Source organism: Mycobacterium aquaticum (assembly GCF_002086485.1).
GTDB lineage: Bacteria > Actinomycetota > Actinomycetes > Mycobacteriales > Mycobacteriaceae > Mycobacterium > Mycobacterium aquaticum.
In genome coordinates this window covers 52,017-78,260 of sequence record NZ_MVHF01000032.1, presented here as the reverse complement: position 1 = coordinate 78,260, position 26,244 = coordinate 52,017, and the positions used below count along the sequence as shown (strand labels likewise).

Annotated in this window: 25 protein-coding genes and 1 pseudogene; 11 read left to right on the top strand and 15 right to left on the bottom strand. The window is 67.1% G+C overall.

Annotation, left to right across the window (positions count from 1 at the left end):
- Position 1: 1 nt before the first annotated feature.
- From BST13_RS26050 to ppgK, 8 genes and pseudogenes are all read right to left on the bottom strand, one after another.
- Positions 2-2,038 carry a zinc ribbon domain-containing protein gene (locus tag BST13_RS26050; RefSeq protein ID WP_083167010.1) on the bottom strand — a complete coding sequence of 679 codons (2,037 nt, stop codon included), beginning with the start codon at positions 2,036-2,038 and terminating at the stop codon, positions 2-4.
- Entirely contained in the window at positions 2,035-4,071 is a 2,037-nt protein-coding gene (locus tag BST13_RS26045; RefSeq protein ID WP_083167008.1) for an ATP-binding protein, read from the bottom strand. Before BST13_RS26045 ends, BST13_RS26050 begins: the two co-directional genes overlap by 4 nt.
- A gap of 11 nt (positions 4,072-4,082) precedes the next feature.
- On the bottom strand, positions 4,083-4,760 hold the full coding sequence (locus tag BST13_RS26040) for a Pvc16 family protein (RefSeq protein ID WP_083167005.1): 678 nt from the start codon (positions 4,758-4,760) through the stop codon (positions 4,083-4,085).
- 152 nt (positions 4,761-4,912) lie between these two features.
- The gene (locus BST13_RS26035) at positions 4,913-5,539 is read right to left on the bottom strand and encodes a LuxR C-terminal-related transcriptional regulator (protein ID WP_083167003.1); all 627 of its coding nucleotides are present in this window, start codon (positions 5,537-5,539) and stop codon (positions 4,913-4,915) included.
- Between the two features lie 135 nt (positions 5,540-5,674).
- Positions 5,675-6,545, bottom strand: a pseudogene (locus BST13_RS26030) (LLM class F420-dependent oxidoreductase).
- A gap of 54 nt (positions 6,546-6,599) precedes the next feature.
- Positions 6,600-7,037: a MarR family winged helix-turn-helix transcriptional regulator gene (locus BST13_RS26025; RefSeq protein ID WP_083166999.1), complete on the bottom strand. Its 438-nt coding sequence runs from the start codon at positions 7,035-7,037 to the stop codon at positions 6,600-6,602.
- Between the two features lie 148 nt (positions 7,038-7,185).
- Entirely contained in the window at positions 7,186-8,616 is a 1,431-nt protein-coding gene (locus tag BST13_RS26020) for an RNA polymerase sigma factor (RefSeq protein WP_083167054.1), read from the bottom strand.
- 247 nt (positions 8,617-8,863) lie between these two features.
- Entirely contained in the window at positions 8,864-9,670 is an 807-nt protein-coding gene (ppgK, locus tag BST13_RS26015; RefSeq protein WP_083166996.1) for a polyphosphate--glucose phosphotransferase, read from the bottom strand.
- 159 nt (positions 9,671-9,829) lie between these two features.
- On the opposite strand from ppgK, the gene BST13_RS26010 reads away from it, so the two are divergent.
- Positions 9,830-10,684 (top strand): inositol monophosphatase family protein, encoded by an 855-nt coding sequence (locus BST13_RS26010; protein ID WP_083166994.1) that lies wholly within the window; start codon positions 9,830-9,832, stop codon positions 10,682-10,684.
- Here BST13_RS26010 and cei read toward each other — a convergent pair.
- Positions 10,658-11,308 carry an envelope integrity protein Cei gene (gene cei / locus BST13_RS26005; protein WP_083166991.1) on the bottom strand — a complete coding sequence of 217 codons (651 nt, stop codon included), beginning with the start codon at positions 11,306-11,308 and terminating at the stop codon, positions 10,658-10,660. The genes BST13_RS26010 and cei overlap by 27 nt on opposite strands.
- Before the next feature lie 166 nt (positions 11,309-11,474).
- On the opposite strand from cei, the gene BST13_RS26000 reads away from it, so the two are divergent.
- Positions 11,475-11,777: a DUF4193 domain-containing protein gene (locus BST13_RS26000; RefSeq protein ID WP_029370210.1), complete on the top strand. Its 303-nt coding sequence runs from the start codon at positions 11,475-11,477 to the stop codon at positions 11,775-11,777.
- A gap of 9 nt (positions 11,778-11,786) precedes the next feature.
- Here the strand turns inward: BST13_RS26000 and BST13_RS25995 are convergent, their stop codons facing one another.
- Positions 11,787-12,266 (bottom strand): DUF3093 domain-containing protein, encoded by a 480-nt coding sequence (locus tag BST13_RS25995; RefSeq protein WP_083166988.1) that lies wholly within the window; start codon positions 12,264-12,266, stop codon positions 11,787-11,789.
- Between the two features lie 25 nt (positions 12,267-12,291).
- Here BST13_RS25995 and dut point away from each other — a divergent pair, with 25 nt between their 5' ends.
- Both dut and BST13_RS25985 read left to right on the top strand, forming a co-directional pair.
- Positions 12,292-12,756, top strand: coding sequence for a dUTP diphosphatase (gene dut, locus BST13_RS25990; protein WP_083166986.1), 465 nt, complete (start codon positions 12,292-12,294; stop codon positions 12,754-12,756).
- Complete coding sequence (locus BST13_RS25985; RefSeq protein WP_083166983.1) at positions 12,756-13,511, top strand: DUF3710 domain-containing protein; 756 nt, start codon at positions 12,756-12,758, stop codon at positions 13,509-13,511. The genes dut and BST13_RS25985 overlap by 1 nt, the downstream gene beginning before the upstream one ends.
- Before the next feature lie 138 nt (positions 13,512-13,649).
- Here the strand turns inward: BST13_RS25985 and BST13_RS25980 are convergent, their stop codons facing one another.
- Entirely contained in the window at positions 13,650-14,348 is a 699-nt protein-coding gene (locus BST13_RS25980) for an alpha/beta fold hydrolase (RefSeq protein ID WP_083166981.1), read from the bottom strand.
- A 133-nt stretch (positions 14,349-14,481) separates the two neighbouring features.
- On the opposite strand from BST13_RS25980, the gene BST13_RS25975 reads away from it, so the two are divergent.
- Positions 14,482-14,853: an OB-fold nucleic acid binding domain-containing protein gene (locus BST13_RS25975; protein WP_083166978.1), complete on the top strand. Its 372-nt coding sequence runs from the start codon at positions 14,482-14,484 to the stop codon at positions 14,851-14,853.
- A gap of 89 nt (positions 14,854-14,942) precedes the next feature.
- Positions 14,943-15,536, top strand: a complete 594-nt coding sequence (locus tag BST13_RS25970) for a DUF3159 domain-containing protein (protein WP_245839803.1) — start codon at positions 14,943-14,945, stop codon at positions 15,534-15,536.
- Positions 15,537-15,548: 12 nt separating this feature from the next.
- Here BST13_RS25970 and BST13_RS25965 read toward each other — a convergent pair whose 3' ends face one another.
- The gene (locus BST13_RS25965; protein ID WP_083166975.1) at positions 15,549-16,217 is read right to left on the bottom strand and encodes a potassium channel family protein; all 669 of its coding nucleotides are present in this window, start codon (positions 16,215-16,217) and stop codon (positions 15,549-15,551) included.
- Between the two features lie 34 nt (positions 16,218-16,251).
- Positions 16,252-16,926: a potassium channel family protein gene (locus BST13_RS25960; protein ID WP_083166973.1), complete on the bottom strand. Its 675-nt coding sequence runs from the start codon at positions 16,924-16,926 to the stop codon at positions 16,252-16,254.
- 97 nt (positions 16,927-17,023) lie between these two features.
- Here BST13_RS25960 and BST13_RS25955 point away from each other — a divergent pair, with 97 nt between their 5' ends.
- The 4 genes from BST13_RS25955 to dxs are packed head-to-tail and all read left to right on the top strand — an operon-like array spanning position 17,024 to position 23,528.
- Positions 17,024-19,021, top strand: coding sequence for an APC family permease (locus tag BST13_RS25955; protein ID WP_083167049.1), 1,998 nt, complete (start codon positions 17,024-17,026; stop codon positions 19,019-19,021).
- Complete coding sequence (locus BST13_RS25950) at positions 19,018-20,241, top strand: class I SAM-dependent RNA methyltransferase (protein ID WP_083166970.1); 1,224 nt, start codon at positions 19,018-19,020, stop codon at positions 20,239-20,241. Before BST13_RS25955 ends, BST13_RS25950 begins: the two co-directional genes overlap by 4 nt.
- Positions 20,242-20,291: 50 nt before the next feature.
- Positions 20,292-21,587 carry a Na+/H+ antiporter NhaA gene (gene nhaA, locus BST13_RS25945; protein WP_083166967.1) on the top strand — a complete coding sequence of 432 codons (1,296 nt, stop codon included), beginning with the start codon at positions 20,292-20,294 and terminating at the stop codon, positions 21,585-21,587.
- A 27-nt stretch (positions 21,588-21,614) separates the two neighbouring features.
- Positions 21,615-23,528 (top strand): 1-deoxy-D-xylulose-5-phosphate synthase, encoded by a 1,914-nt coding sequence (gene dxs, locus BST13_RS25940; protein WP_083166965.1) that lies wholly within the window; start codon positions 21,615-21,617, stop codon positions 23,526-23,528.
- A 14-nt stretch (positions 23,529-23,542) separates the two neighbouring features.
- Here dxs and BST13_RS25935 read toward each other — a convergent pair whose 3' ends face one another.
- Entirely contained in the window at positions 23,543-24,001 is a 459-nt protein-coding gene (locus BST13_RS25935; protein WP_083166962.1) for a winged helix-turn-helix transcriptional regulator, read from the bottom strand.
- 52 nt (positions 24,002-24,053) lie between these two features.
- Here BST13_RS25935 and BST13_RS25930 point away from each other — a divergent pair, with 52 nt between their 5' ends.
- A complete protein-coding gene (locus tag BST13_RS25930) occupies positions 24,054-24,965 on the top strand; it encodes an alpha/beta fold hydrolase (protein WP_083166960.1) in 912 nt (303 codons plus the stop codon).
- 25 nt (positions 24,966-24,990) lie between these two features.
- On the opposite strand, the gene BST13_RS25925 is transcribed toward BST13_RS25930, so the two are convergent.
- A complete protein-coding gene (locus tag BST13_RS25925; RefSeq protein WP_083166957.1) occupies positions 24,991-26,244 on the bottom strand; it encodes a ribonuclease D in 1,254 nt (417 codons plus the stop codon).

The window sequence follows — 26,244 nt, the reverse complement described above, 5'->3', positions numbered from 1 at the left end:
GTCAGGTGGAGTTGCCCCGCTTGATGCAGAAGCCACCGATGATCCCGATGATGGCCCCCGCTACCACCAGTATCGCTCCGTATCCGGGAGATGCGTTGGCATCGATCTTGCTGTCGGTGAACACGATGTAGACCACAACTGCCAGCACCGCGAGGATGCCGGCGATGATCGTGTAGCGGCCACGGGAACTGAGGATTCCGAGCAGCATCACCCCGGCGAGCACCAGTATGACGGCACGTACGACGGGTTGACTGGCCTGCATCCAGGTGAGGTGGTCCGGCGATGCACCCGACTCGATGGCGGCGAACATCCTGTCCAGGCTTCCGTTCTTGTGCAGCGCAACAAGTTCGGTCAGGTAGCTGGCGTAGAACGTGGGACCGCCGAGGAACCAGGGCCGGACAGCGCCGAGCACCATCAACAACCCGCCCAGCAGAGTGGCCGCCAAGCGGATCAGCGGCAGGATCTCTGACATGGACTGGGTGAACCGGCCGTGGTCCTCCACCGACCCCGTGCCGTCATCGGCCCGTACGGTGAGTTCTCTGGCGATCTCTTTCCCCGCACCGGGCAGATTGGCCCAGACCTGAAGCATTGCAAAGCCATTCTGGCCGGGTGCGACGTCGACTCGTTGCGGGTTGAAGGCGAACCGTACCGCGCCCTCGGGGTCGGTGCCCGACAGCCAGGCGCTCAGCGGCAGAGCCCCGCGCGTGTTGTCCACGGTGACGCGGAACCGGCCGCGCCGCCGGTTGCGTACCGACACATGTTCGGGCTCCAGCCGCAATTGTGCCGTCGTCATCGGCGAGGTGCTCGCGGCCTGCACGAGTGAACCTGTCGCCTCGCTCTCGTCGGTGCCGTCGTTGCACACCACCATGATCGGACGTTCGACCTGCTGGCCGGGATGCGGCAGAGGAGCCTGAATGCTGGCCTGTATCCGGGCCTGTTCGCCGGCGCGGACATAGATCTGCGGCTGCGAGAAGGCGAACCGCACCACTCCCTCGGGATCGCGTCCGGAGAACACCAGCCGGCGGTCGCGGCTGCCGCGGCGGTTGTCGATGATGACGGCGATCTCCGCGGAAGTGGCGTCCTGCAGCCGGGTGACGGTCCGTTCCAGTCGCAGCCGCACCGGGCTGTCCGCAGGCGCCTGGGAACGTTCCTGCACCACGTTGACCAGAGCCTCCACCCGTACCTGGTCACTGGCTGCGGTGATCTTGAGGGTGCGCGGCGCTTGCTGGCCGTAATCGATCGGCGGGGTGTCGAACTGCACGTCGGCGGCGATCACGCCGCGGGGCGGCACCTCCACCACCTGCGGCCGGATGGCGAACCGGACGACGTTCTCGGGGTCGGCGCCGGACAGGGAATACCGTTGCGGATAGTTGCTTCCGGTGTTGTCCAACCGAACCCGGAACCGGCCCCTCGTCTGGTCGCGAAGCCGCACCACCTGTGGTTCGGAGGTCATCGTGATGGGCCCGCCGACCCGGGGCACTGTCACGATCAACTCGGCGTCGGTCCGTTTGGCCGGATCTTCGATCGAACACACCTGCACGAGCAGCCGGAACCGCTGCACGTAGACGTCGAATCCGGGCCGGATCGTGAGGGTGACGGTGGTGGTCTCCTCTTCGTCGGTCAGCAGCCTGATCTGGGGGTGTTGCAGGTCCAGCCATTTCGGGGCCCCGGCCGCGACCACGGTATAGCCGTCGACGATCGCCGACTTGTTGCGGATCCGGATGTCCACGGATCCACCAGTGGTCGGATCGAGCTCGACCTCGGGGTGTTCGATGGTCACCGTCGGCGCGGTGGCAGGGCCAGAGGCCGGGCCGGGGCGGGCGATGCGCGGCGGCTCGGGACGCCGAGAACGATCGGCTGTGGGCGCGGCGAAACGCTGAGTGTGGGTTTCACGTACCACCGGCACCGCCGCGGTGAGCGGGGCGCCGCCCAGCGATCCGTCACCGGTGTTCCAGCCCAGATAGAAGTCGCACTTGGTGCAGAACTGGGCGTTCGGCGCGTTCTCGGCGCCGCATTGTTCGCAGCAATGTTCACTCATCGTCGAATCTCCTGACGCTCATCGGATTCGGGGGTGGGCAACAGCCGGCCCAACTTGCGGTACTCCTGTTGGATGGCGGCGCCGACGTGTCCGGCGGAGACGACGGTGCCGGTATCGGCAGCCAGGTATGCCGCCGTGATGGCAGCCGATCGAATGTTGCCGCCGGACAACGGAAATGACTGCGCATAGCCGGACAATTCCAGATCGTCACAGATGGGGACCGGCGGTGCCAGGCAGCGTCGCCACAGGGCCAGCCGGGCTGACTCGTCCGGTAGCGGAAAGTCGACGACCATGTCGAGACGCCGCGTGAACGCGTCGTCGAGATTGGCGCGGAGATTGGTGGCCAGCACCGCCAGGCCGTCGAACGTCTCCATCCGCTGTAGCAGATAGGCGCTTTCGATGTTCGCGTACCGGTCGTGTGCGTCGCGAACCTCGCTGCGCTTGCCGAAGATCGCGTCGGCCTCGTCGAACAACAGCACGGCGCTCACCCGTGACGCCTCGGTGAAGATCCGCTCCAGGTTCTTCTCGGTTTCGCCGATGTACTTGTCGACCACCGTCGCGAGGTTGACGGTGTAGAGGTCCAGGCCGAGATCGCCGGCGATGACCTCGGCTGCCATGGTCTTGCCGGTGCCAGAGTCGCCTGCGAACAACGCGGTGACGCCGGTGCCGCGGCCGCCGCCGGGCCTCATCCGCCACTCCGACAACACCACTTCACGTTTGCGAGCCCGAATGGTCAAGTCCTGCAACTGCTTCAGTGTCTTGGCGGGCAGCACCAAGTCGTCCCAGCCCACCGCCGGTTCGACCCGCCGAGCCAGGTGCTCGAGGCCTGCGGCGTTCTGGGACCGGGCACCGCGGCGCAGATCTGCGCCCGTCGCTGCGCCGTCGCGGGCTCGGGCCAGCGCCTGTCCCGCGGTGATCGCGGCGGTGATCTGGCGCGGCCCGAACACGTACTGGGCGGCGATGTCATCGACATCGATACCGTCGACCAGCGAACCGAGTTCGCGTCGCCACAACTCGGCGCGCTCTCCGACACTGAGCCGGGCGGCTTCGGCGATCAGCGGCACCTGGTCCGACCAGTCGGGGTTCCAGGCGCCGGTGCCGGTCAACACCACCGGTACCGGCATGCGCGCCAACCGGAACACGATGTCGGTGGTCGCGGCGCCGAGGGCGTTCACCGGAGACACCACGAGGCTGGCACCGGTCAGCAGCGCCTCGCGCCCCAATACGACGACGGTGCTCTCCACGTCTGCGCACCGAGCCAATCGGCCTGCGTCACAGTAGATCACGGTGTGACCGGCCGACCGCAGCGCCGCAGCGGCGATCGCCACGCCGGAGTCGTTGACCGATTCCCGCAGGTAACACAACTTCTGTCCGGCGGCGAAAGCCCTTGCCATATCTCGGGATTGCGGGCAGTGATGCTCATCTGGTTCGAGCAGGAGGTCCGTCAGCGCGGCGTCTGGGGTGTCGTCACCGAGCAGGTACGCAGTCACCCGGTCTGGAACCCGCATCGCGCGGGTGAGAAACGGCCGGTCGGCATCGTCGACGACCACCAGCGCCTGATCGATCAGCACCGACCCCGGCGCTAGCATCGCGCGGGCAGCGGCGTTCATGGGGGACAGGCCCGAAAGCTCCAGCGCCAGCCCGACGGTCGCGCGCCGGCGCGTCACGTCGTCGTTGAGATAGCCGTAGAGGCGTTCGTATCGGCTGTCGAGATCGGGCAGCTGACAGATGATGAGGAACTCGACCTCCTGCGAACCCAACCCGGCCGAGCGGGCCAGGCGGCGCAGCCGCAATTCGGTGCCTGCGCGTTCGGCGGCGTCGGCGTGCTCTTCGAGCGCGTCCCGCGCTGGCTGCGACACTTCCGGCGGCGACGGGGTGTGCGCCAGCAGTGCGTCGACGACGTCGTCACTGAGGTAGAGCCCCCGGAACGGGTCATCGGGTGTCGGATCATGGCTGCGGCGGTGGGCGACCAGCGCACTGATCCGCTCCTCGACCAGCATGGCGCGGCCGAGCAGGTATCGCGTGCTGTCCATCGCCCCGGCTCCTACTGCTTGCGTTGGCGCTTGCGGATTCGCATGCCGTCGCGGGCTTCCTGGCCGAACGCGGGCTCGCCGATGGCCCGGCGCCGCACGGTCTCGCGCGGCACCGAATCGTCGACGGCCTCGACATGCAACACCGGCGGCCGCGCGACCGGGGGCCCGGCGGCGAAACTGCGCCCCGTGTCGGTCGGGGCAGTGACGACGACGTCCAGCGACGGCTTCAACTCACCGCCCAACGCGGTCCACACATCGGCAAACGACCGGTCTTCCGGAGGCGGTAGCGCCACCGATACAGGGACCGGAAGCGCCAGTGCGGCAAGGGAACCGGTGAGAACATCGGCCGGCAGAGCCTCGTGGCGCAGGAAGCAGCTGAGCAGTGCGGACAGCAGCCGGTGCTCGTCCTCGGGACGCTGGGTCCAGGCAGCCACCAGATAGGACAATTTGAAGTGCCGTGGCGGGAGGTGCCGCGCAGTCACCCGGTTGCCGTCGTATTGGTTGAGCAGGCCGCGCTCGCGCCGACGCAGGTCCTCCCTGATGTCGTAGAGGTAGACCCCGATGGTCGGAGCGTTGCGCCGACTGGCCCAGTCCTTGGTGGGCGCGTCGAATTCGACCTCGACCTCGGCAGGGTCGACCGCCTCACGCTCGATGAGGGTGCGTAGCGCATGGTCGACTTCTGGTATCACTGGCCCATCGTTCCGTGTGATTCGGTTGTGGTGTACGAGCGTGAGTCCCGTTGTGGAGGCAGGGGATTCTGCCCGATCGGGCGGCGGTCAGCTGCTTGCGGGTGTTCGGGGCGTTCGGGTCACCAGTCATCGGTGCGCTCCTCGGCCACGGTTCAGATGAGCCCTTCGCGGACCGCGTAGGCGACGGCATGCGAGCGGTTGCGCAGCTGCAGGCGGGTGGTGACGTCGTGCAGGACGTTCTTCACAGTGCGCTGGCTGTAGCACAACTGGCGGGCGATCTCGTTGGTGTCGTGGCCGTCGGCGATCAACCGCAACACCTGAACCTCGCGGTCGGACAGCCCGGTGAAGGTCAGGCCACGCGGTGACAGCACCTGCCGCTGCAGGCGGCCCACCTGGCCGAGGAGGTGACCGAGCAGATCCGACGGGATGACCCCTTCGCCCGCTGCCACCTTCTGGATGGTGCGCACCAGGAGGTCAGGCGTGGCCTCGCCGCGGCGGAGCAGCCCGCTCACCCCGACCTCGGCGACGGTCACCACGGTGTTGTCGTCGATGGCGCTCATCACCAGGATGGTGTGTGCGACACCGGCCTTCTTCAGCGAGCGCAGGATGCGGACGGTCTCGTCGTCGAGCGTGTCGGCCACCGCGATGCCGACGTCGACACCGGCGAGGTCACCGGATTCGACGACGTCGATCTCCGGGCGCATCCGTAATTGACTGATCACGCCGGCCTGCAGGATCGGGTCGTCGGCGTATACGTAGGTGGACACTCGGCGCTGCATGGCTTTCCCCTTTGGGCGGGCGGACTGTTGCCAATGAGTATCCGGACGGGCATCAACGGCGGCTCAACAGTGCAGACGCGTTCCTCAACAAACGCTCAACGCGCAGCTCAGCGGGCTACCGGAAGGGCAGCTCGGTCAGTCCAATGACGCCAGTTCGGGCACGATCTCGTCGCCGAGCCTGCGGACAAATCCGACCGGGTCGGGGTTGCCCGGGAACACCGGGATGTTGACCATCTCGATGCCCAGCCCGGCGTAGGACTCCATGGCGCGCATGAATTCGACGTGGTCGGCGAACGGGTCGGTGTCCGGCCCGAGGCCCAGGGTCTTGCGTATCTCGCGGTAGTCACGTCCGACGTCGTCGCAATGCCGCTGCAACACTTCGGTTTTGTGCTTGAGTGTTTCGCCGCTCGTGCTGTTCCAGATGTCGGCGTACTGCGCGACCAGGCGCAGTGTCTTCTTCTCGCCGTCGCCGCCGATGAGTACCGGTGGGCGCCGGATCGGCTGCGGCTCGCAGATCGTCTCCTCCAGGGTGTAGTGCTTGCCGCGGTAATGGGCCGTCGTTGTCGCTCCACATCTGTGCGCAGATCTGCAGGGTTTCCTCCACCATTTCGAACCGCTCCCGCAGCGGCGGGTAGGGCACGCCCAGCGCATGGTGCTCCCGGTCGTACCAGGCCGCGCCGATCGACAGCGTCGTACGGCCCTGGGAGAGGATGTCGAGCGTCGTGATGGTCTTGGCGAGAATGCCGGGATAGCGGTAGGTGACGCCCGTGACGAGCATGCTCAGCGTGATCGTCTTGGTATGGGCGGCAAGGAAACCCAATGAGGTGTAGCCCTCGAGGAACGGGTCGTGCGCATCGCCGATTCGCTCCATCTGGAAGAAGTGGTCGGCCAGGGTGAACATGGTGGCGCCGGCCTGCTCGGCGGCGACGGCGGTCTGGGCCAGCGTCGGCCCGAGCTTCTCCGGTGCGCCCGGCAGGAAGTCGATGTAGTGAATTCCCAACTCCATGTGGATCGTGTCCTTTCTGGTTTGGTGTCGACCGAGGCCCGCGCCGGCGTGGCCTCAGATGTGTTGACCCAGCCGTTCGAGCAGCGGCAGCGCCGCTGCCAGGGTCTGCAGTTCGTCGGCGGAGAAGTGCTCGGCGAGGATCTGGGCGAAATGGCGGACCCGGGCATCGCGCTTGTGCTGCAGGATTTCGGACCCCGCTGCGGTGATCGACATGATGTGCCGACGCGCGTCGTGCGGATCGCGCGTGCGCTGCACGAAACCGCGGGACTGCAGGGTGCCGAGCGTGACGCCCATCGCCTGGGGGCTGATCTGTTCGATCCGCGCCAGATCGGCCGCCGACGTCGGGCCGCCCCGATCGAGGCGCTCGAGTGCGGCCCGTTCGGGCAGGGTCAGATCACCGGGCGCCTGCAATTGCCGGACCCGGCGGGTGATCAGCGCGATGTCGCCGAAGAGCGCGGCGGCGACGTGTTCGGTGGTCGGCTGCTCCGCCATATGGCCAACCTAGGTTTATCAATTTGGATTGTCAACCTAGGTTGATGGTTGGGCGAAGGCCGGGGAGCGGCAAGGTGATTGAGGGAGCAGGCCGGGAAAACGACAACGGCGGACCGGAAAAATCCGATCCGCCGTTGTGTAGACGTTGCTAATCCAGGTAGTCGCGCAGCACCTGGGATCGGCTGGGGTGACGCAGCTTGCTCATGGTCTTGGACTCGATCTGGCGGATGCGCTCACGGGTGACCCCGTAGACCTGGCCGATCTCGTCGAGCGTGCGCGGCTGGCCGTCGGTGAGGCCGAACCGCAGCCGGACAACGCCGGCCTCGCGCTCGGACAGCGTCTCCAGCACCGACTGCAACTGATCCTGCAGCAGCGTGAACGACACCGCGTCGACAGCGACGACGGCCTCGGAGTCCTCGATGAAATCGCCCAGCTGCGAATCACCTTCGTCACCGATGGTCTGGTCCAGCGAGATCGGCTCACGTGCGTACTGCTGGATCTCCAGCACCTTCTCCGGCGTGATGTCCATTTCCTTGGCCAGCTCTTCGGGCGTGGGCTCACGGCCCAGGTCCTGCAGAAGCTCACGCTGGATACGGCCCAGCTTGTTGATGACCTCGACCATGTGCACCGGGATACGGATGGTGCGGGCCTGGTCGGCCATGGCGCGGGTGATGGCCTGGCGGATCCACCACGTCGCGTAGGTGGAGAACTTGTAGCCCTTGGTGTAGTCGAACTTCTCGACGGCGCGGATCAGACCGAGGTTGCCCTCCTGGATCAGATCCAGGAACGCCATGCCGCGGCCGGTGTAGCGCTTGGCCAGCGACACCACCAGACGCAGGTTCGCTTCCAGGAGATGGTTTTTCGCGCGGTCGCCGTCGCGGCAGATCCACTGGTAGTCGCGACGCACCTGGGTGGTGAGCTTCTCGCCCTTCTCGGCGAACTCGGCCATCTTCTGGGTCGCGAACAACCCGGCCTCGATGCGCTTGGCCAGCTCGACTTCCTCTTCGGCGTTGAGCAGTGCCACCTTGCCGATCTGCTTGAGGTAGGCGCGGACCGAGTCGGCCGATGCCGTCAGCTCGGCGTCCTTGCGGGCCTGCCGCAGGGCCTCGGACTCCTCTTCGTCCCAGACGAAGTCCCCGGAGGCCTTGTCCTTCTCCGATGGTTCTTCAACCTCGTCCTCGGCAGCGGGCTTGGCGGCCGGCGCAGCAGGGCTGGCAACGGCCCCCTCCGCGGTGGCCTCTTCGGCCTCTTCCTCGTCTTCGTCGTCCTCGTCGGAATCGTCCTCGACGGTGTCGTCGTCGGTGTCGAGGTCGTCGTCGAGTTCCAGATCGGTGTCATCGACGTCGAGATCGTCGCCGGGCTCGGCTTCGAGATCGTCGGTGGCCTCGAGATCGTCATTGACGTCCTCGGGCTTGGTCGCAACACCCTTCGCCGCCCGCTTGGCCGGGGCCTTCTTGGCGGGGGCCTTGGCCGCTGTTGCTTTCGCCGCCCGCTTGGCCGGGGCCTTCTTGGCGGGGGTTTTGGTAGCGGTGCGCTTCACCGGCTCGTCGGTTGCCGGGCTTGCTTTTGTCGCTGCCACGTACACCCTTTCGGTCTTTCGTAATCCGGTGGGCATGGGCATACACCACCGAAAGCGTCGGCTGTCGAATGTTGGCGTTGGTATCGGCTGGGATATTCGCCGCTATTCGGTAGGCGGCCGCCGAAGACCATTGTAACGACAGTGTGTGCGTGCGCCGTGCCGAGCGGCAAATTTTGAGCCGGCGGGCAGCGGAGCGGATCGCGCGTCACGGTGGTGAACCTGCGGTATCCGGCTGTGAAACGCGAAGCTACCGACCGGTAGCTGTGACATCCGCGACGGCGGCCATCGCGGCGCCGACGATGCCCGCGCTGTTCTGCAGCGTCGCAGCAACCACCGGCGTGCGATTCTTCAGCAGCGGAATCCACTTGTCGGCCTTGCGGCTGATACCGCCGCCTGCGATGAACAGATCCGGCCAGATCGCGTTCTCGATGACGGTCAGCACCTTGGTGACCTCTTCGGTCCAGCGTTCGTAGCTCCAGTCCTTGCGCTCCTTGACCGACGAGGCGGCCCGGTGCTCGGCTTCCTTGCCGCCGACCTCAAGGTGGCCAAACTCGGTGTTGGGCAACAGCACACCGTTGTGGATCACCGCAGAGCCGATACCGGTGCCGAAGGTCAGCAGCACGATCACGCCGGAGTTGTCCTTGCCGGCACCGAACTGTTCCTCGGCCAGGCCGGCGGCGTCGGCGTCGTTGAGCACAGTGACGTGCTGGCCGCCCAGCTCGGCGCTGATGACCTCTGCGGCGTTGACCCCGATCCACCCCTTGTCGACATTGGCCGCGGTGCGAACGACGCCGCTCGTCACCACGCCCGGGTAGGTGACCCCGAGACTGCCGGTCCAGCCGAACTCCCGCACCACCGCGGCGACGGTCTTGGCGACCGCTTCCGGCGTCGACGGTTGCGGGGTGTCGAGCTTGAACCGCTCGCCGATCAACTGGCCGGTGTCGAGATCGACGATGCCACCCTTGACGCCGCTGCCACCCACGTCGACGCCGAAACCGCGGCGCGCTGAGCCGCCGACGGCAGATTCGGCTGCGGGGATATCGGGTGCGGTCATGGGAGCTCCTCTGCGGGACAGACGGTTGCGGGCCGATTGGCAGGAGGGCGGGCCGGCTAATGGCGCTGCGCCTCACCCTAGTAGCTCGCCAACGCTCACGCGGGCGGTCCGCCATCCCGCGAGCGACTTTTCGGCGGAAAGATGTGTTGCGATAGAGGGGTGACAGACAACAGCACCGACCCGGCCGTCCTGCGCGGAGTAGCCGAACAGTTGGCGACCGAGGCCGCCGCACTCGTCCGACGCCGTCGTATCGAGGTCTTCGGAGAGGGGGAGTCGGACGACGCGGGCCAAGCACATGACGACGTGCGCACTGTCCGTTCTAAGAGCACGCCGACCGACCCGGTGACGATCGTCGACACCGAGACCGAGCGATGGTTGCGCGAGCGGCTTGCCGTGCTGCGGCCCGACGACGAGATCCTCGGCGAGGAAGAGGGCGGCCGCAGCGGCAGTGACGGGCTGCGCTGGGTGATCGACCCCATCGACGGCACGGTGAACTTCGTCTACGGCATTCCGGCATACGCCGTTTCGGTGGCTGTCCAGCTCGACGGCCGATCGGTGGCGGGCGCCGTCGCCAATGTCGCCGCCGGATCGGTGTATTCGGCGGCACTCGGCCAGGGGGCCGCCGTGCTACATGACGGGGTCAGCACGCCGCTGCGGTGCACTGCTGTCGACGATCTGGGCATGGCCCTGGTGGGCACGGGGTTCGCCTACGTCCCCGAACAGCGGCGTCGACAGGCGGAGGTGCTCGCACAGCTCCTGCCCGCGGTGAGGGACATGCGACGGCTCGGCTCGTGCGCGCTGGATCTGTGCATGGTCGCCGCCGGCCAACTCGACGCGTACTACGAAGAGGGCGTGCACGTGTGGGACTGGGCGGCAGGGGCGTTGATCGCCGCCGAGGCCGGGGCCACGGTGTGGTTGCCGCCCATCACGGGCGCGGGACGCGTGGGGGCAGCGGCTCCCGGCGTCGCCACCGCACTGCGTGACGCGCTAGCAGGCGCCGGTATGGATCTTTGACAGCAGCGCCGAATCGGCGGGCCCGGTGGCGTCCGGGCGCAGGCTGGCCAGTACGGCGTTGATGTCGTCGCTGCTGGCCAGCTCGGTAAACTCCGTTCCCAACGCCAGATCGACTGTCGCGTCCGGTCTTTCGTCCTGGAACAACTCGGTGCACGGCGCCACCAGCCAGACCGCCGCCGCGGCGGCTCGACCCGTCGGGCCGAACCGGATCTGGCCCTGGCATTCCAGTCGGGTGTGGGTGTAGATCGGATCGTTGGCTGCTTCGGGCTGGGCGAAACCCAGGTCCCGCAACTCGCCGGCGATCTCACCGGCTTGACCGCCCTGTCCGCTGGCGTTGAGCACCCGGATCTTGGTGTCGCTGAGCGCCGCGGGGGTGGTATCGGTCATCGCCGACCTCGCCACCTGTTCACCCAGCTTGGGAGTCGCGGGATCGGTGGCAGGTGGCGGTGGGTTGCACACCGTGGCCTCGCGGACGTCGGCGGGCCGATTGAGCGCGATGATCCACACCACGAGCGAGACCACCGCCAAGATGGCGAACAGCACGATGGCGGGGACGTTGTTACGCCGACGGAACGGTCGACCGTGTCGGTCGAACGCGGTGCCGTCGGTGATTTGTGCGACCACCCCTGCACTCTAAAGGCACGGTTGCCCTGCACAGCGGCAGACTCGGCACAATGGTGTGATGTAAATCACACTGCAACATGTGGCAATAAGGGCACGAATCGTTTGGGTAATGCGTTCGACGCTGGTACAAACCTCTGCTGCAAGGTTTAGGGAGGGGAAAGCGCATATGGCTACCGATTACGACGCGCCGCGGCGAACAGAGACCGACGAGGTCTCCGAGGACTCACTTGAGGAGCTGAAGGCCCGACGTAACGAGGCACAGTCGGCTGTCGTCGATGTCGACGAATCCGAATCCGCCGAATCGTTCGAGCTGCCGGGAGCGGATCTCTCCGGCGAAGAGCTTTCGGTGCGGGTGGTTCCGAAGCAGGCAGACGAGTTCACCTGCTCCAGCTGCTTCCTGGTGCACCACCGCAGCCGCCTCGCCAGTGAGAAGGACGGCGTGATGATCTGCACGGACTGCGCCGCCTGAGCGGCGCGCTCAGTCCTGCAGCGCGGCGAGCACGCGGTCTGGATGACGCGTACTGATCAGCCAGTACGGGGTGGGGTCATCCGGATCGTCGAGTACCACCAGCACCATCGGGCCGACCCAGGCCCGATGCACCACGTAGGCCGCCGGGTCGAGCTGACGACCCAGGGCGGCCGTTTTGGCCGAGCGGGGCACTTCCGCCGTCCGGGCGATGGCACTGGTCGGCAGGTGCGCGCCGCCGATCCACAGTTCTGTGCCGGAGCCTGGCCGGGCCACGACGCGCAGTTCGACCTTGCTGAACCAGCTCAACACCGCGCCCGCCACGCCGAACAGCACCGCGAACGACACCCAATTGGGCAGTGCGGAAACAGCCTGGTTGACCTCGAGGGCGATGAGCACTGCCAGCACCGCTGCAGGCAGAGTCCACCACCACGGCACCCACAACCGCTCGCGGTAGCGCACGGTTTGGGTGGTTGCGCGCGTGTCTGACACGTGGCTCAGAGTAATCTGTGACGTCGTGTCCAACTCTCTGGCGGTGGTCCGATTGGACCGCGATCTCCCGATGCCCGCCCGGGCGCACGACGGCGACGCGGGCGTCGACCTGTACAGCGCGCAGGACGTCCAACTGGCACCCGGGCAGCGCGCGCTGGTTCCGACCGGCGTGGCCGTGGCCATCCCGCACGGGATGGTGGGGTTGGTCCATCCGCGTTCGGGTTTGGCTGCGCGCGTGGGACTTTCGATCGTCAACAGCCCTGGCACCATCGACGCCGGTTACCGCGGTGAGATCAAGGTCTCGCTGATAAACCTCGACCCCGAGACACCCATCGCGATCAATCGCGGCGACCGGATTGCCCAGTTGCTGGTGCAGCGGGTAGAACTTCCCGAACTGGTCGAGGTGACCTCGTTCGACGAGGCAGGCCTGGCCGATACTTCCCGTGGTGCAGGTGGCCACGGTTCCTCCGGCGGACATGCGAGTTTGTGATGGCATTCGGAAAACATGAAAAAGACCCGGCGACCGACGACGCGGAGCTGGGTGCGGGCGCCGACGCGGTGACCGATGACGACGACTTCGAGGGCCCCTTCGACGTCGAGGACTTCGATGACCCCTCGGTGGCTGCCCAGGGCCGACTCGACCTGGGTTCGGTGCTCATCCCGATGCCCGACGGTGGGCAGGTACAGGTCGAACTCAACGAGGCCGGAGCGCCGAGCGCGGTGTGGGTGGTGACACCCAACGGACGGTTCACCATCGCGGCATACGCGGCGCCCAAGAGTCCCGGGCTGTGGCGCGAAGTGGCCACCGAGCTGGCTGACTCGCTGCGCAAGGACGCCGCGTCGGTCGTGATCGAGGACGGGCGGTGGGGCCGCGAGGTGGTCGGCGCCGGCAACGGCGGCGTCGTGCGGTTCATCGGGGTCGACGGGTACCGCTGGATGGTGCGGTGCGTGGTCAACGGCGCTCCGGACACCATCGACGCGCTGGCGGACGAAGCCCGTACTGCGTTGGCCGACACGGTGATTCGGCGCGGTGAGACACCGCTTCCGGTGCGCACCCCGCTCACCGTGGAATTGCCGGAGCCGATGGCAGCCCAACTGCGGGCAGCCGCGGCGCAGGCCGCCGCCGCCCAGACCGCGGCCGGTCAGCAGGAGCCGCCTTTGCAGCAGCAGGAGCCCGAGCCGGTGGCCCGTCGCAGTGCCCAGGGTTCGGCCATGCAGCAGCTCCGCACCATCACGGGCGGGTAGATCAGGATGGGAACGGGCAGCGCCGGGTCGATCTAGGGTCGCGCAGGCGATCCCACGCGAATTCGACGTAACTGTCGTCGAAGGCGCGGATTTTCGACATTTTCGTCGAATTCGCGGACGGCACTGTTGGCCGAACCCTCACGCCTCCTGCAGCGCGGCCACACACGCCGCACCCACGACACCCGTCTTCGCGCCCATCTCTTCCAGCGTGACCGTGCGCAGCGCAGCCCGTGGCGCCGCGGAGACCCATTCGAAGCCGACCTCGGCCGGGTGTACGGGATCGTCGGTGGCCACCACAACCCCCAGCGGTACCGTCAGTCGCTCCAGGTCGGCGCAATCGGGCGCGGTGTGGCCCGCGGCCTCCTCCATCGCGTCGGGCAGCGTCGGCCACTGCCCGACCCAGGACCGGGTCAACTCGTCGGCCAGCCATGGCGGGCTGGACGCCCGCATCTGCGCCACCGTGGCGGCCAACCCCTCCCGGCGTAGCAGTTGTGCGGACTGCCGTGCCAGCAATGCGGCCGGTGCGTTCTCCGGAGAGCCTGTCCACGGCGGCAATGCGGCGAGCACGGCCACTGCCCGGCCGGGGTGGGCCAGCGCCCAGGCGGTCGCCACGACGGCTCCGATCGACACCCCGCCGACGGCGATCGGACCCGAGCGGGCGGCGTCGTCGAGCGCTTCGCGATAGCCGTCGACGAGCCGGTGCGGCTGAGGCGACGGAGTCACCAGCAGCGCCCCGACCTCATGTAAAGCGTCGGAAAACGCCCGGTAAACGTAGTCGTCATCGGACCCGGTACCGGGTAAGAGCACCGTGGTGACACCTTCGAGAATGACGTTCATCACACGATCCTGCCTGGTACTTGGGAGAATCGGCGCGCCGACCCGCGCCCGCGTGGCATTCGGGCAATAAGAGGTCTACCGTGGCGTTGGTTGGGTGGATTCACAAAGAATCCGCGAAAGGTCAGGAGAGGCCATGTCTACGGCCGAAGGGTATCTGCGCCGGCTAACTCGACGCCTGACAGAAGACCCAGAGCAACTCGACGTCGAAGAGCTCAGTGACGAGGCGGCCAACACCGGCGCGATGAAGGCGATCAACTGCCAGCGCGGCCAGGAGGTCACCATGGTCGGCACCCTGCGCAGCGTCGAATGTAATGGCAAAGGTTGTTCCGGCGGCGTGAAGGCCGAACTGTTCGACGGCACCGCCACCGTGATGCTGGTCTGGCTGGGCCAGCGCCGCATCCCCGGTATCGAATCGGGTCGCACCCTGCGGGTGCAGGGCCGCGTCGGTCAACTGGAGAACGGCACCAAGGCGATCTACAACCCGCGTTACGAAATTCAGAAGTGAGCTTGAGCGACGACAGCGCTCCCGCACCATCCACGAGTGAGCCCGAGCCTGAGCTCACCGCTGCCCGGGGCCGCGCCATCCTGGATCAGATGGGCGGAATCAGCGGCCTGATCTACTCGTCGCTGCCGGTGGTGGTGTTCGTCCCGGTTTCGACGTTGTGGGGCCTGATGCCGGCCATCGGCGCGGCGCTCGGCGTGGCCACTCTCATTCTCATCTGGCGACTGATCCGACATGACTCGGTTCAGCCCGCAGTCTCCGGTTTCTTCGGCGTCGGCATCAGCGCGCTCATCGCCTATGTGGTGGGGGAGTCGAAAGGCTTTTTCCTGCTTGGCATTTGGACATCATTGTTGTGGGCCGTGGTGTTCGGTGTCTCGGTGCTCATCCGGCGGCCGATGGTCGGTTACATCTGGGGCTGGGTCAACTCCCACGACCGCGCCTGGCGTGATGTCCGTAAGGCCGTCCTGGCCTTCGACATCGCCACGGTCATCTGGGTGCTGGTGTTCGCATCACGTTTCCTGGTGCAGCAGCACCTGTATCAAGCCGACCAGACCGGCTGGCTGGGCGTCGCCCGAATCGCCATGGGTTGGCCGCTGACGGCCGCCGCTGCGCTCGTGACCTATCTGGCCATCCGCGTCGCGCGCAACGCCCTGCACGCCCACCACGGCGCCGAAAGCGCCGACTGAGCGGTTTCCCGCTCAGCGCGCCGACGGATCCAACAGCAGTGCCCTCAGCTCATCCTCGACCTCGCTGACGGTCACGAACAGCAGCTCGTCGCCGCCCTCCAACGGTTCGTCGGATTGCGGCACGATCACCCGTGGACCACGCAGGATGGTGACCAACGAGGCGTCGCGCGGGAGGTTCAGCCGTTTCACCGGCTTGCCGCCCCACGGCGTGTCGGCGGGCAGCGTGATCTCCACCAGGTTGGCCTGGCCCTTACGGAATTCCATCAGCCGCACCAGATCGCCCACGGCGACCGCCTCTTCGACCAGCGAGGCCAGCATCCGCGGCGTCGACACCGCCACGTCGACGCCCCAGTTCTCGTCGAACAGCCATTCGTTGCGGGGGTCGTTGACGCGGGCCACCACGCGCGGTACCGCGAACTCCGTCTTGGCCAGCAGGCTGAGGACCACATTGACCTTGTCGTCACCGGTGGCCGCGATCACGACGTCGAACTGTTCGAGCTGCAGCGACTCCAGCACCGTGATCTCACAGGCATCACCCAGACGCCAGTGCGCCGCCGGGATGGCGTCGACGTCGATGTGCTCGAGGTTGCGCTCGAGCAGCGTCACGTCGTGATTGTTCTCCAACAGTTCGCGGGCGATGGAGCGGCCGACGGCACCGGCACCGGCGATGGCGACCTTCATCGGTGCCCCTCCTCATGATCGTCGTAGGCGCTTTTCATTCCGACTCCGCAGCTTCACTGGGCGGCAGCGCCGCGATGGCCAGGGCCTCGGCGATGTGGCCGGACACCGCCGCGAGATACACCTCGTCGCCGGCCTGGATGACGGTTTTCGCGTCGGGCAGATACCCGCTGCCGAACCGCAATATGAAGGCCACGCGGCCGCCGGTCGCGGCCTCCAGCGACGTGACCCTGCGGCCCGCCCAGCCCTCGTGCAGGGCCAGTTCGGCGACCCCCACGCTGCCGGACGGATCGCGCCACTTGGTGGTCTCGGTCTCGCGCGTGAGCACGTTGAGCAGACGGTCGGTGGTCCACGGCACGGTCGCCACGGTGGGAATCCCCAGCCGCTCGTAGACCGCCGCGCGCTTGGCGTCGTAGATACGGGAGACGACGCGCTCGACGCCGAAGGTCTCGCGGGCCAACCGCGCCGAGATGATGTTGGAGTTGTCGCCCGACGACACCGCCGCGAACGCGCCGGCCTCCTCGATACCGGCGCGCAACAACACATCGCGGTCGAACCCCATGCCGAGCACCCGTTCACCGGGGAACTCGGGGGACAACCGGTGAAATGCGGTGCTGTCGCGGTCGATGACGGCGACTTCATGCCCGATGCGGGCCAGGCTGTCCGCGAGCGATGCGCCCACTCGGCCGCATCCCATGACGACTACACGCACGCGACGGTCCTCTCCGATGGCTGAAAAGCAAGCTGTAACTCAACCCGTGCAGTGGGAACGCTACCGCTCTCGGGTCGTGGGCTTACCCTTGGCACTCGTGTCCAAGCTTTCGACCGCAGCGCGTCGGCTCGTTCTCGGGCGTCCGTTCCGCAGCGACAAGCTCTCCCACACCCTGTTGCCCAAGCGGATCGCCCTGCCGGTCTTCGCGTCCGACGCGTTGTCATCGGTGGCCTACGCGCCCGAGGAAGTCTTCCTGGTGCTGTCGGTGGCGGGGCTCAGCGCGTACTCCCTGACGCCGTGGATCGGCCTGGCCGTGGGCGGCGTCATGCTGATCGTGATCGCCAGTTACCGCCAGAACGTGCACGCCTATCCGTCCGGTGGCGGCGACTACGAGGTGGTCACCACCAACCTCGGGCACACCGCGGGCCTGACAGTGGCCAGTGCGCTGATGGTCGACTACGTGCTGACGGTGGCGGTATCGATGTCGTCGGCCATGTCCAACATCGGGTCGGCTGTACCGTTCGTCGCCCAGCACAAGGTGCTCATCGCCGTCATCGCGATCCTGGTGCTCGCGTCGCTGAACCTGCGCGGCATCCGGGAGTCCGGTACCGCGTTCGCCATTCCCACCTACGCGTTCATGATCGGCATGTACATCATGCTGGGCTGGGGCCTGTTCCAGATCTATGTGCTGGGCCACCCGCTGCGCGCCGAATCGGCCGGATTCGAGATGCACTCCGAGCACGGCGACGTGCTCGGGTTCGCCCTGGTGTTCCTGGTCGCACGGGCGTTCTCGTCGGGTTCGGCGGCACTGACCGGTGTCGAGGCCATCAGCAACGGTGTGCCCGCGTTCCAGAAACCCAAGTCGCGCAATGCGGCGACCACCCTGCTGCTGCTCGGCGTCATCTCGGTCAGCCTGCTCATGGGCATCATCATGCTGGCCAAGGCCACCGGGGTGAAGATCGCCGAGCGTCCACAGGAGCAGCTGATCGGCGCGCCGCCCGACTACCACCAGAAGACCCTCATCGCGCAGCTGGCCGATGCGGTCTTCCACAACTTCCCGATCGGTCTGTACCTGATCGCCGGTGTGACGGCGCTGATCCTCGTGCTGGCCGCCAACACCGCGTTCAACGGTTTCCCGGTGCTCGGCTCAATCCTGGCTCAGGACTCGTTCCTGCCGCGGCAGCTGCACACCCGCGGTGACCGGCTGGCCTTCTCGAACGGCATCTTGTTCCTGGCCTTCGCCGCGATCGCGTTCGTGGTGGCGTTCCGGGCCGAGGTCACCGCACTGATCCAGCTGTACATCGTCGGCGTGTTCGTGTCGTTCACGTTCAGCCAGATCGGCATGGTGCGGCACTGGACCCGCCTGTTGCGCACCGAGACCGACCGCAGCGTGCGCCTGCACATGATGCGGTCGCGGGTGATCAACGCGATCGGCCTCACCGCGACCGGCACCGTGCTGGTGATCGTCGTGCTGACCAAGTTCCTGGCCGGCGCATGGATCGCGATCCTCGCCATGGGCTCGCTGTTTGTCGTGATGAAACTGATCCACAAGCACTACGACACGGTGGCTCGCGAACTGCGGGCTCAGGACGCGGCCGAGCCGGGCGACATCGTCCTGCCCAGCCGCAACCATGCGGTGGTGCTGGTGTCCAAGCTGCACCTGCCGACCAAGCGCGCGTTGGCGTATGCCAGGGCCACCCGTCCCGACGTGCTCGAGGCGATCACGGTCAGCGTCGACGACGCCGAGACCCGTGCCCTGGTGCACCAGTGGGAGGACAGCGACATCAGCGTGCCGCTGAAGGTCATCGCGTCGCCATACCGCGAGATCACCCGCCCGGTGCTCGATTACGTCCGACGGGTCACCAACGAGTCGCCACGCACCGTCGTGACGGTGTTCATTCCCGAGTACGTCGTCGGGCACTGGTGGGAACAGGTTCTGCACAACCAGAGTGCGTTGCGGCTCAAGGGCCGGCTGCTGTTCATGCCCAACGTGATGGTGACATCGGTTCCGTGGCAGCTCAGTTCGTCGGAGCGGCTGAAGAAGCTGCAGCCACAGTCGGCCCCGGGTGACGCGCGCAGGGGATTCCTGGAGTGACCGAGCTGATCCTCACCACGGGTCCGGCGGCCAACGGCGGCAGCTGCGTGGCCCGCCACGACGGCCGGGTGATCTTCGTCCGGTATGCGCTGCCCGGTGAGACGGTGCGGGCGCGAGTCACCGACGAGCGTGGATCTTATTGGCATGCCGAGGCTTTCGACATCATCGAAGCCTCACCCGACCGGGTCGACTCGCTGTGCGAGATTGCCGGCGTGGACGGCGCGGGCTGCTGCGACCTGGCCTTCGCCGAACCCGATGCGGCCCGGCGGCTCAAGGGTGCCGTGGTGGCCAATCAGCTGTCACGGCTCGGAGGCTTCGACTGGTGTGATGAGTCGGATGCCATGGCCGAGCCTGTCGGAACGGTCGGCGCCACCGGCTGGCGGACCAGGGTGCGGCTGGACACCGCGGCCGACGGCACCGTCGGGTTCCACCGCTACCACAGTACGGAGCTGGTGACCGAGCTGAGCTGTGCCCAGCTGCAGGACGGGCTTCTCGACGGCCTGGCCGGATCACGTTGGCCCACAGGCTCTCAACTGCACGTAGCTCTAGATTCCGACGGTGTGCGCCATGTGGTCTCCTCGCGCGCCTCCGCTGAGCACCCCAAGGCAGCCAAGGCCAAGGACGGACGCAAACACACCACCCGGGTGATCGAAGGCGACTACGAAGCCACCCAGCGCGTCGGAGACCGGGTGTGGCGGGTGCCGGTGACGGCGTTCTGGCAGGCCCACCGTGATGCGTCGGCGCTCTACAGCGAGCTGGTCGCCGGCTGGGCGCAGCTGCAACCCGGTATGACGGCGTGGGATCTGTACGGCGGCGCAGGGGTTTTCGCGGCTGCGCTGGCCGAACAGGTGGGGGAGAGCGGGCACGTCGTCACCGTGGACACCTCGCGCGGTTCGTCGCGGTCGGCCCGGGCCGCACTGGCCGACCTGCCCTGGGTGTCGGTGGTCACCGACTCGGTGCGGCGCGCGCTGTCAATCCAGCGAACGCGTGCCGACGTTGCGGTGCTCGACCCGCCGCGGACGGGCGCGGGCCGCGAGGTGGTCGATCAGGTGGCGGCCGCCGAAGTGCCGCGTGTCATCCATATCGGTTGTGAGGCAGCGTCATTCGCCCGCGACGTGGGTCTGTATCGCAATCACGGCTATGCGGTGGAGGAGATCCGGGTGTTCGACTCGTTCCCGCTCACCCACCATGTCGAGTGCGTGGCCGTCCTGACCCGCTGACCATCAAGGAATACTGGTCGGCGCCGTAGAACGCTGCCCAGGGAGTCAGGATGCGCAACCGCAAAGACCGATCCGGCCGCCGGCTGCTGACCCGCAGCGGGTCATGGGCCGAAGCCAGCCGGATCTCCGAGATCCTCCGCAAGGAGACCGTTGGCGGCATCCTGCTGCTCCTCGCCGCCGCGGCTGCGCTGATCTGGGCCAACTCGCCATGGTCCAAGGGCTACCACCGGTTGTCGGCGTTGGTGATCGGGCCGGAAGGACTGCACCTGAACCTGAGCGTGGCCGCGTGGGCGGCCGACGGCCTGCTGGCGATCTTCTTCTTCGTCGTCGGGGTTGAACTCAAACGGGAGTTCGTCGCCGGAGACCTGCGTGACCCGGCGCGCGCCGCGCTGCCGATCGCCGCGGCCGTCGGCGGCATGGTCGTGCCCGCAGTGATCTTCGTCGCGATCAACCTGGGCACCGGACATGCCGAGAACCTTGACGGCTGGGCGGTCCCCATCGCGACCGACATCGCGTTCGCGCTGGCCGTACTGGCCGTGCTGTCGACCCATCTGCCCTCTGCGCTGCGCATCTTCCTGCTGACCCTGGCGGTGGTCGACGACCTGCTCGCCATCACGGTGATCGCCGTCTTCTACACCGACCACCTGGCACCGCTTCCGCTGCTGGCGGCGCTGATCCCCATCGGCCTGTTCGGCCTGGCAGTGCAGCGCGGGGTGCGGCGGTGGTGGATCCTGCTGCCGTTGGCGGTAGCGGCCTGGGTGCTGGTGCATGCCAGCGGGGTGCACGCCACCGTGGCCGGGGTGCTGCTCGGATTCACCGTCCCCGTTCTGGGCCGCCATGCGGCCGCCGAACAGTTCGAACACACCATGCGGCCGGTGTCGGCGGGGTTCGCGGTACCGGTGTTCGCGTTCTTCGCCGCGGGCGTGACGGTCGGCGGATGGTCCGGTCTGGGCGAGGCACTGTCACATCCGGTCACGCTCGGCGTCATCGCGGGGTTGGTGCTCGGCAAACCCATCGGGGTGCTGGGCACCACCTATCTGCTGGCCCGGTTCACCCATGCCAGCCTCGACGAAGGCCTTGCCTGGCGCGACGTTCTCGGTGTGGCGTTGCTCGCAGGAATCGGCTTCACGGTGTCCCTGCTCATCGGTGAACTCGCGTTCGGGCACGGCAGCGTCGCCGACGACGACGTCAAGATCGCGGTGCTCCTCGGCTCGGTTCTCGCAGGTCTGCTGGCTGCCGGGGTGCTGGTGGCCCGCAATGCGGCATACCGTCGAATTGCCCAGATTGAGACCGCCGACACAGACCACGACGGTGTGCCCGACATCTACTCGCCACGCGAGGGGTAGTCCAGCTTCCGTGCGTACACTAAACGAATGCTTGAACAGGTCCGCGGTCCCGCTGATCTGCAGCACCTGTCGCAGTCGCAGCTAAGTGACCTGGCGCAGGAGATCCGGCAATTCCTGATCCACAAGGTCGCTGCAACCGGTGGGCATCTCGGCCCCAACCTGGGTGTGGTCGAACTGACGCTGGCGCTGCACCGGGTGTTCGACTCGCCACACGACCCGATCATCTTCGACACCGGCCACCAGGCCTACGTGCACAAGATGCTCACCGGGCGCAGCCAGGACTTCGACTCGCTGCGCATGAAGGGCGGCTTGTCGGGCTATCCGGCCCGCAGTGAGAGCGAGCACGACTGGGTCGAGTCCAGCCATGCCAGCTCGGCGCTGTCCTACGCGGACGGTCTGGCCAAGGCCTTCGAGCTCAACGGGCACCGCAACCGCCACGTGGTGGCTGTCGTCGGCGACGGCGCGCTCACCGGCGGTATGTGCTGGGAGGCGTTGAACAACATCGCCACCGCAGGGCGTCCCGTGGTCATCGTCGTCAACGACAACGGCCGCTCCTACGCACCGACCATCGGCGGCTTTGCCGATCACCTGGCCGGGCTGCGGCTGCAGCCGGGCTACGAGCGGATTCTGGAGGAGGGTCGCAAGGCCGTTCGGGGTCTGCCCGTCGTCGGCGAGTTCTGCTACCAGTGCATGCACAGCATCAAGGCCGGGATCAAGGATGCGATCTCGCCGCAGGTGATGTTCACCGATCTGGGGCTCAAGTACGTCGGCCCCATCGACGGCCACGACGAGCACGCCGTGGAGAACGCCCTGCGGCATGCCCGCGGGTTCAACGCCCCGGTGATCGTGCACGTGGTCACCCGCAAGGGCATGGGCTATCCGCCGGCCGAAAATGACGAGGCCGAGCAGATGCACTCGTGTGGCGTGATCGATCCGGAGACCGGGCTGGCCACCAAGGCCTCCGGTCTGGGCTGGACCTCGGTGTTCTCCGAGGAACTGATCAAGATCGCCGCCAAGCGCCGCGACATCGTGGCAATCACGGCGGCGATGCCGGGGCCGACGGGCCTGAGCGCGTTCCGTGAGCGCTACCCGGACCGCTTCTTCGATGTGGGTATCGCCGAGCAGCATGCGATGACCTCGGCCGCCGGTATGGCGATGGGTGGCCTGCATCCGGTGGTGGCGATCTACTCGACCTTCCTCAACCGCGCGTTCGACCAACTGCTGATGGACGTCGCGCTGCACAAGTTGCCCGTGACCCTCGTGCTGGACCGCGCCGGTGTGACCGGGCCCGACGGTCCCAGCCACAACGGCATGTGGGACCTGTCGATCCTCGGCATCGTGCCCGGCATCCGGGTGGCCGCCCCCCGCGACGAGCCTCGACTGCGTGAGCAACTCGCCGAGGCGCTGGCCGTAACCGACGGCCCTACCGCCATCCGATTCCCCAAAGGTGATGTCGGCGAAGGTATCCCGGCGATCGAGCGGCGCGGCGGTGTGGATGTGCTTGCGGTCCCTGCCCCGGGCCTCACCGATGACGTACTGCTGGTGGCGGTCGGCTCGTTCGCGCTGATGGCGCTCGCGGTGGCGGAGCGGCTACGCAACCAGGGCATCGGCGTGACGGTGGTGGATCCCCGGTGGGTGCTGCCGGTTCCGGAGGCGCTGAGCGACCTGGCCCGCGCGCACAAGCTGGTGGTCACCGTCGAGGACAGCGGCGTGCACGGCGGGGTCGGTTCGTCCGTGTCGGCCGCGTTGCGGCACAACGAGATCGACGTGCCGTGCCGCGATGTGGGGGTGCCGCAGGAGTTCCTGCCGCACGCGTCGCGTGGCGAGGTGCTCTCCGAGGTCGGGTTGACCGATCAGCACGTCGCGCGGCAGATCACCGGATGGGTGGCGGCCATCGGCGCACTCGCGGGCGAACGCGAAGTGTCCGAGCAGGTCGACTGAACCGCTGCCGGCGGCTATCCCGCTGCCAGTCCGGGGCCCGGTGACACCTCGATGTCGTAGACGGTCAGTTCCGCGGCGCATTCATCGCACGTCAAGTGGGTGTGTGCGCAACCGCCGCAGCCCTTGTGTCGGTAATGGACGAACGGCCCGTCCGGGGCGAGGTACTTGTCACCCCAGGCTCGTAGCGCCATCAGAACCGGGTACAGTTCTGAACCCTTTGTGGTCAAACGGTATTCATGACGGGTGCGCTGCGCGTCGCGGTAGGCACGCCGTTCCAGGATCTCGGCGTCGACGAGGCGTCCGAGGCGTTCGGTGAGCAGTGCGCGGCTCAGTCCCAGGCTGGCCTGGAAGTCGTCGAACCGCCGTACTCCCGCGAACGCCTGGCGCAGCACCACCAACGTCCAACGGTCACCGAGCAACGCCAGCGGACGCAGGATGGAACACGGTTCGTCCGCGAGTGAGTCGTAGCGCATACCGTGATTCTACCTGTTGCGTTCAAATTGTGAACTCAACTAGGCTGCCGCTATGGACGCCGAACTGGAGCGCTGGAAAACCGGCGGGGAGTTTTTCGACTATCTCGGATTCGACATCTTCTACCGGGTCGGCGGACGCCCGCTGGGCGAAGGGCCGAATCTGCTGCTCATTCACGGGTACCCGTTCAACTCGTGGGATTGGTCGCTGATCTGGCCCACGCTGGCGGAGCGCTTCACCGTCATCGCCCCGGACATGATCGGCATGGGTTTCTCGGCAAAACCGGTCGCCTACGGCTACACGGTGACCGACCACGCCGACATGCACGAGGCGTTGCTGGCGAAGCTCGGCGTCACCTCGGCACACATCCTGGCACACGATCTGGGCGATTCGGTGGGTCAGGAACTGTTGGCCCGCCACGAGTTCGGGGAACAGGCCTACGGGTCGCTGCGCATCGAATCGATCACCTGGCTCAACGGAGGGTTGTTCAACGAGGCCTACACGCCACGGCTGATGCAGAAACTGATGTCGCGGACACCCTTGGGCGACATCATGAGTCCGTTGCAGGGCAGTCCGTTGTCGCGCCGGCTGGTGGAGCCGACCATCAACGAGATGTTCGGTGCCAACACCAAACCGTCACCACAACTGATGGCGAAGTTCCATCAGATCCTGGAGTACAACGACGGAAAGCGGGTGCTGCACAAGGTCGGTCGTTTCGTCAACGATCGCTACACGCACCGCAACCGGTGGGTGCGGGCCATGCGTGACACCGCGGTGTCGATGCGGCTCATCGACGGGCCGTCGGACCCGAACTCGGGACGGCACATGGCCAAACGCTATCTGGAGGTGATCCCGGATCCGGACGTGGTGATGCTGCCCGACGACATCGCGCACTGGCCGCAGATCGAGGCCCCCGACGCCGTGCTCACTCATTTTCTGGCGCACGTCGACTCGGTGAGCAGCTGACACTCGCGAATATCCTTGCGCAGAATCAGGTTTCGGTGGACAGTGCCGCCGTCAGGATCGGCACGGTCAACTGGCGCTGCCAGGGCCGAACCTGGGCCTCGACCAGGAATTCCTCGACCGCAGCTTCGACGTCGGGCACCGGCTGCCAATCCCAGCACAACCGCCGTACCACCTCTGGGGTGATGAGGTTTTCCGCAGGCACCGACACCCGCGCGGACAGCTCCGTCAAGCCCGCCCGGGCAGCCTCCAGCCGCGCCGCGGCCTCGGGTTTGCGTCTGCTCCAACGGGCTGCCGGTGGCGGCCCGTTCTGCGCTTCGGTCGCCGACGGCGGGTCGGGGTTCTGCCGGGCACGCTCCAGGGCGTCGAGCCAGACCTGCGCGGTCCGCCGTTGCTTGGAACCACCGAAGATGGGCAGCGCGGTCAACTCGTCGACGGTCTTCGGATCGGCCGTGGCGGCGTTGACGATCGCAGAGTCGGGCAGGATGCGGCCCGGCGCGATATCGCGGCTGCGAGCGATGTTGTCGCGGGTGGTCCACAGTTCACGCACGGCGGCCAGTGCGCGAGGATTGCGGACCTTGTGGATACCCGACGTGCGCCGCCACCGGTCGCGGCGGGTGGGCTGCGCGACATAGGTCCGCAGAAATTCGAATTCCTGTGCGGCCCAGTCGGTTTTGCCCTGCTCTTCGAGCACGTCGGCGATCGCGTCGCGCAGCTCCAACAGCACCTCGACATCGAGTGCGGCGTAGTTCAGCCAGTCGCTGGGCAGTGGCCGCTTGGACCAATCCGCGGCGCCGTGGCCCTTCATCAACTGCAGGCCGAGAAGCCGCTGCACCATGGCGGCCAGATTGACCCGTTCGAACCCGGCGAGCCGGCCGGCCAGTTCGGTGTCGTAGAGCCGGGCCGGGCGCAATCCGATCTCGGCCAGGCACGGCAGGTCCTGGTCGGCGGCGTGCAACACCCATTCGTCGGCCTCAAGCGTGTGCGCCACGGGAGCCAGCGCATCGATCGGCGAACCGCCGTGGTTCACCGGATCGATCAGCACCGTGCCCGCCCCGGCGCGGCGGATCTGCACCAGATAGGCCCGGTTGGAGTAACGGAACCCCGAGGCCCGTTCGGCGTCGATGGCGAAGCGGCCCGTGCCATGATCGAGAAACTTTGCGGCCGAGGCTATCTCCTGCGCACTCACGCATACTTCGGGGACCCCGTCGGCCGGCGCGAGCAGCGGAGTGGCCTCCGGCTCCGCCGGGGCCTCGGGATGGTCTGATTCCCCGTCTGTCAT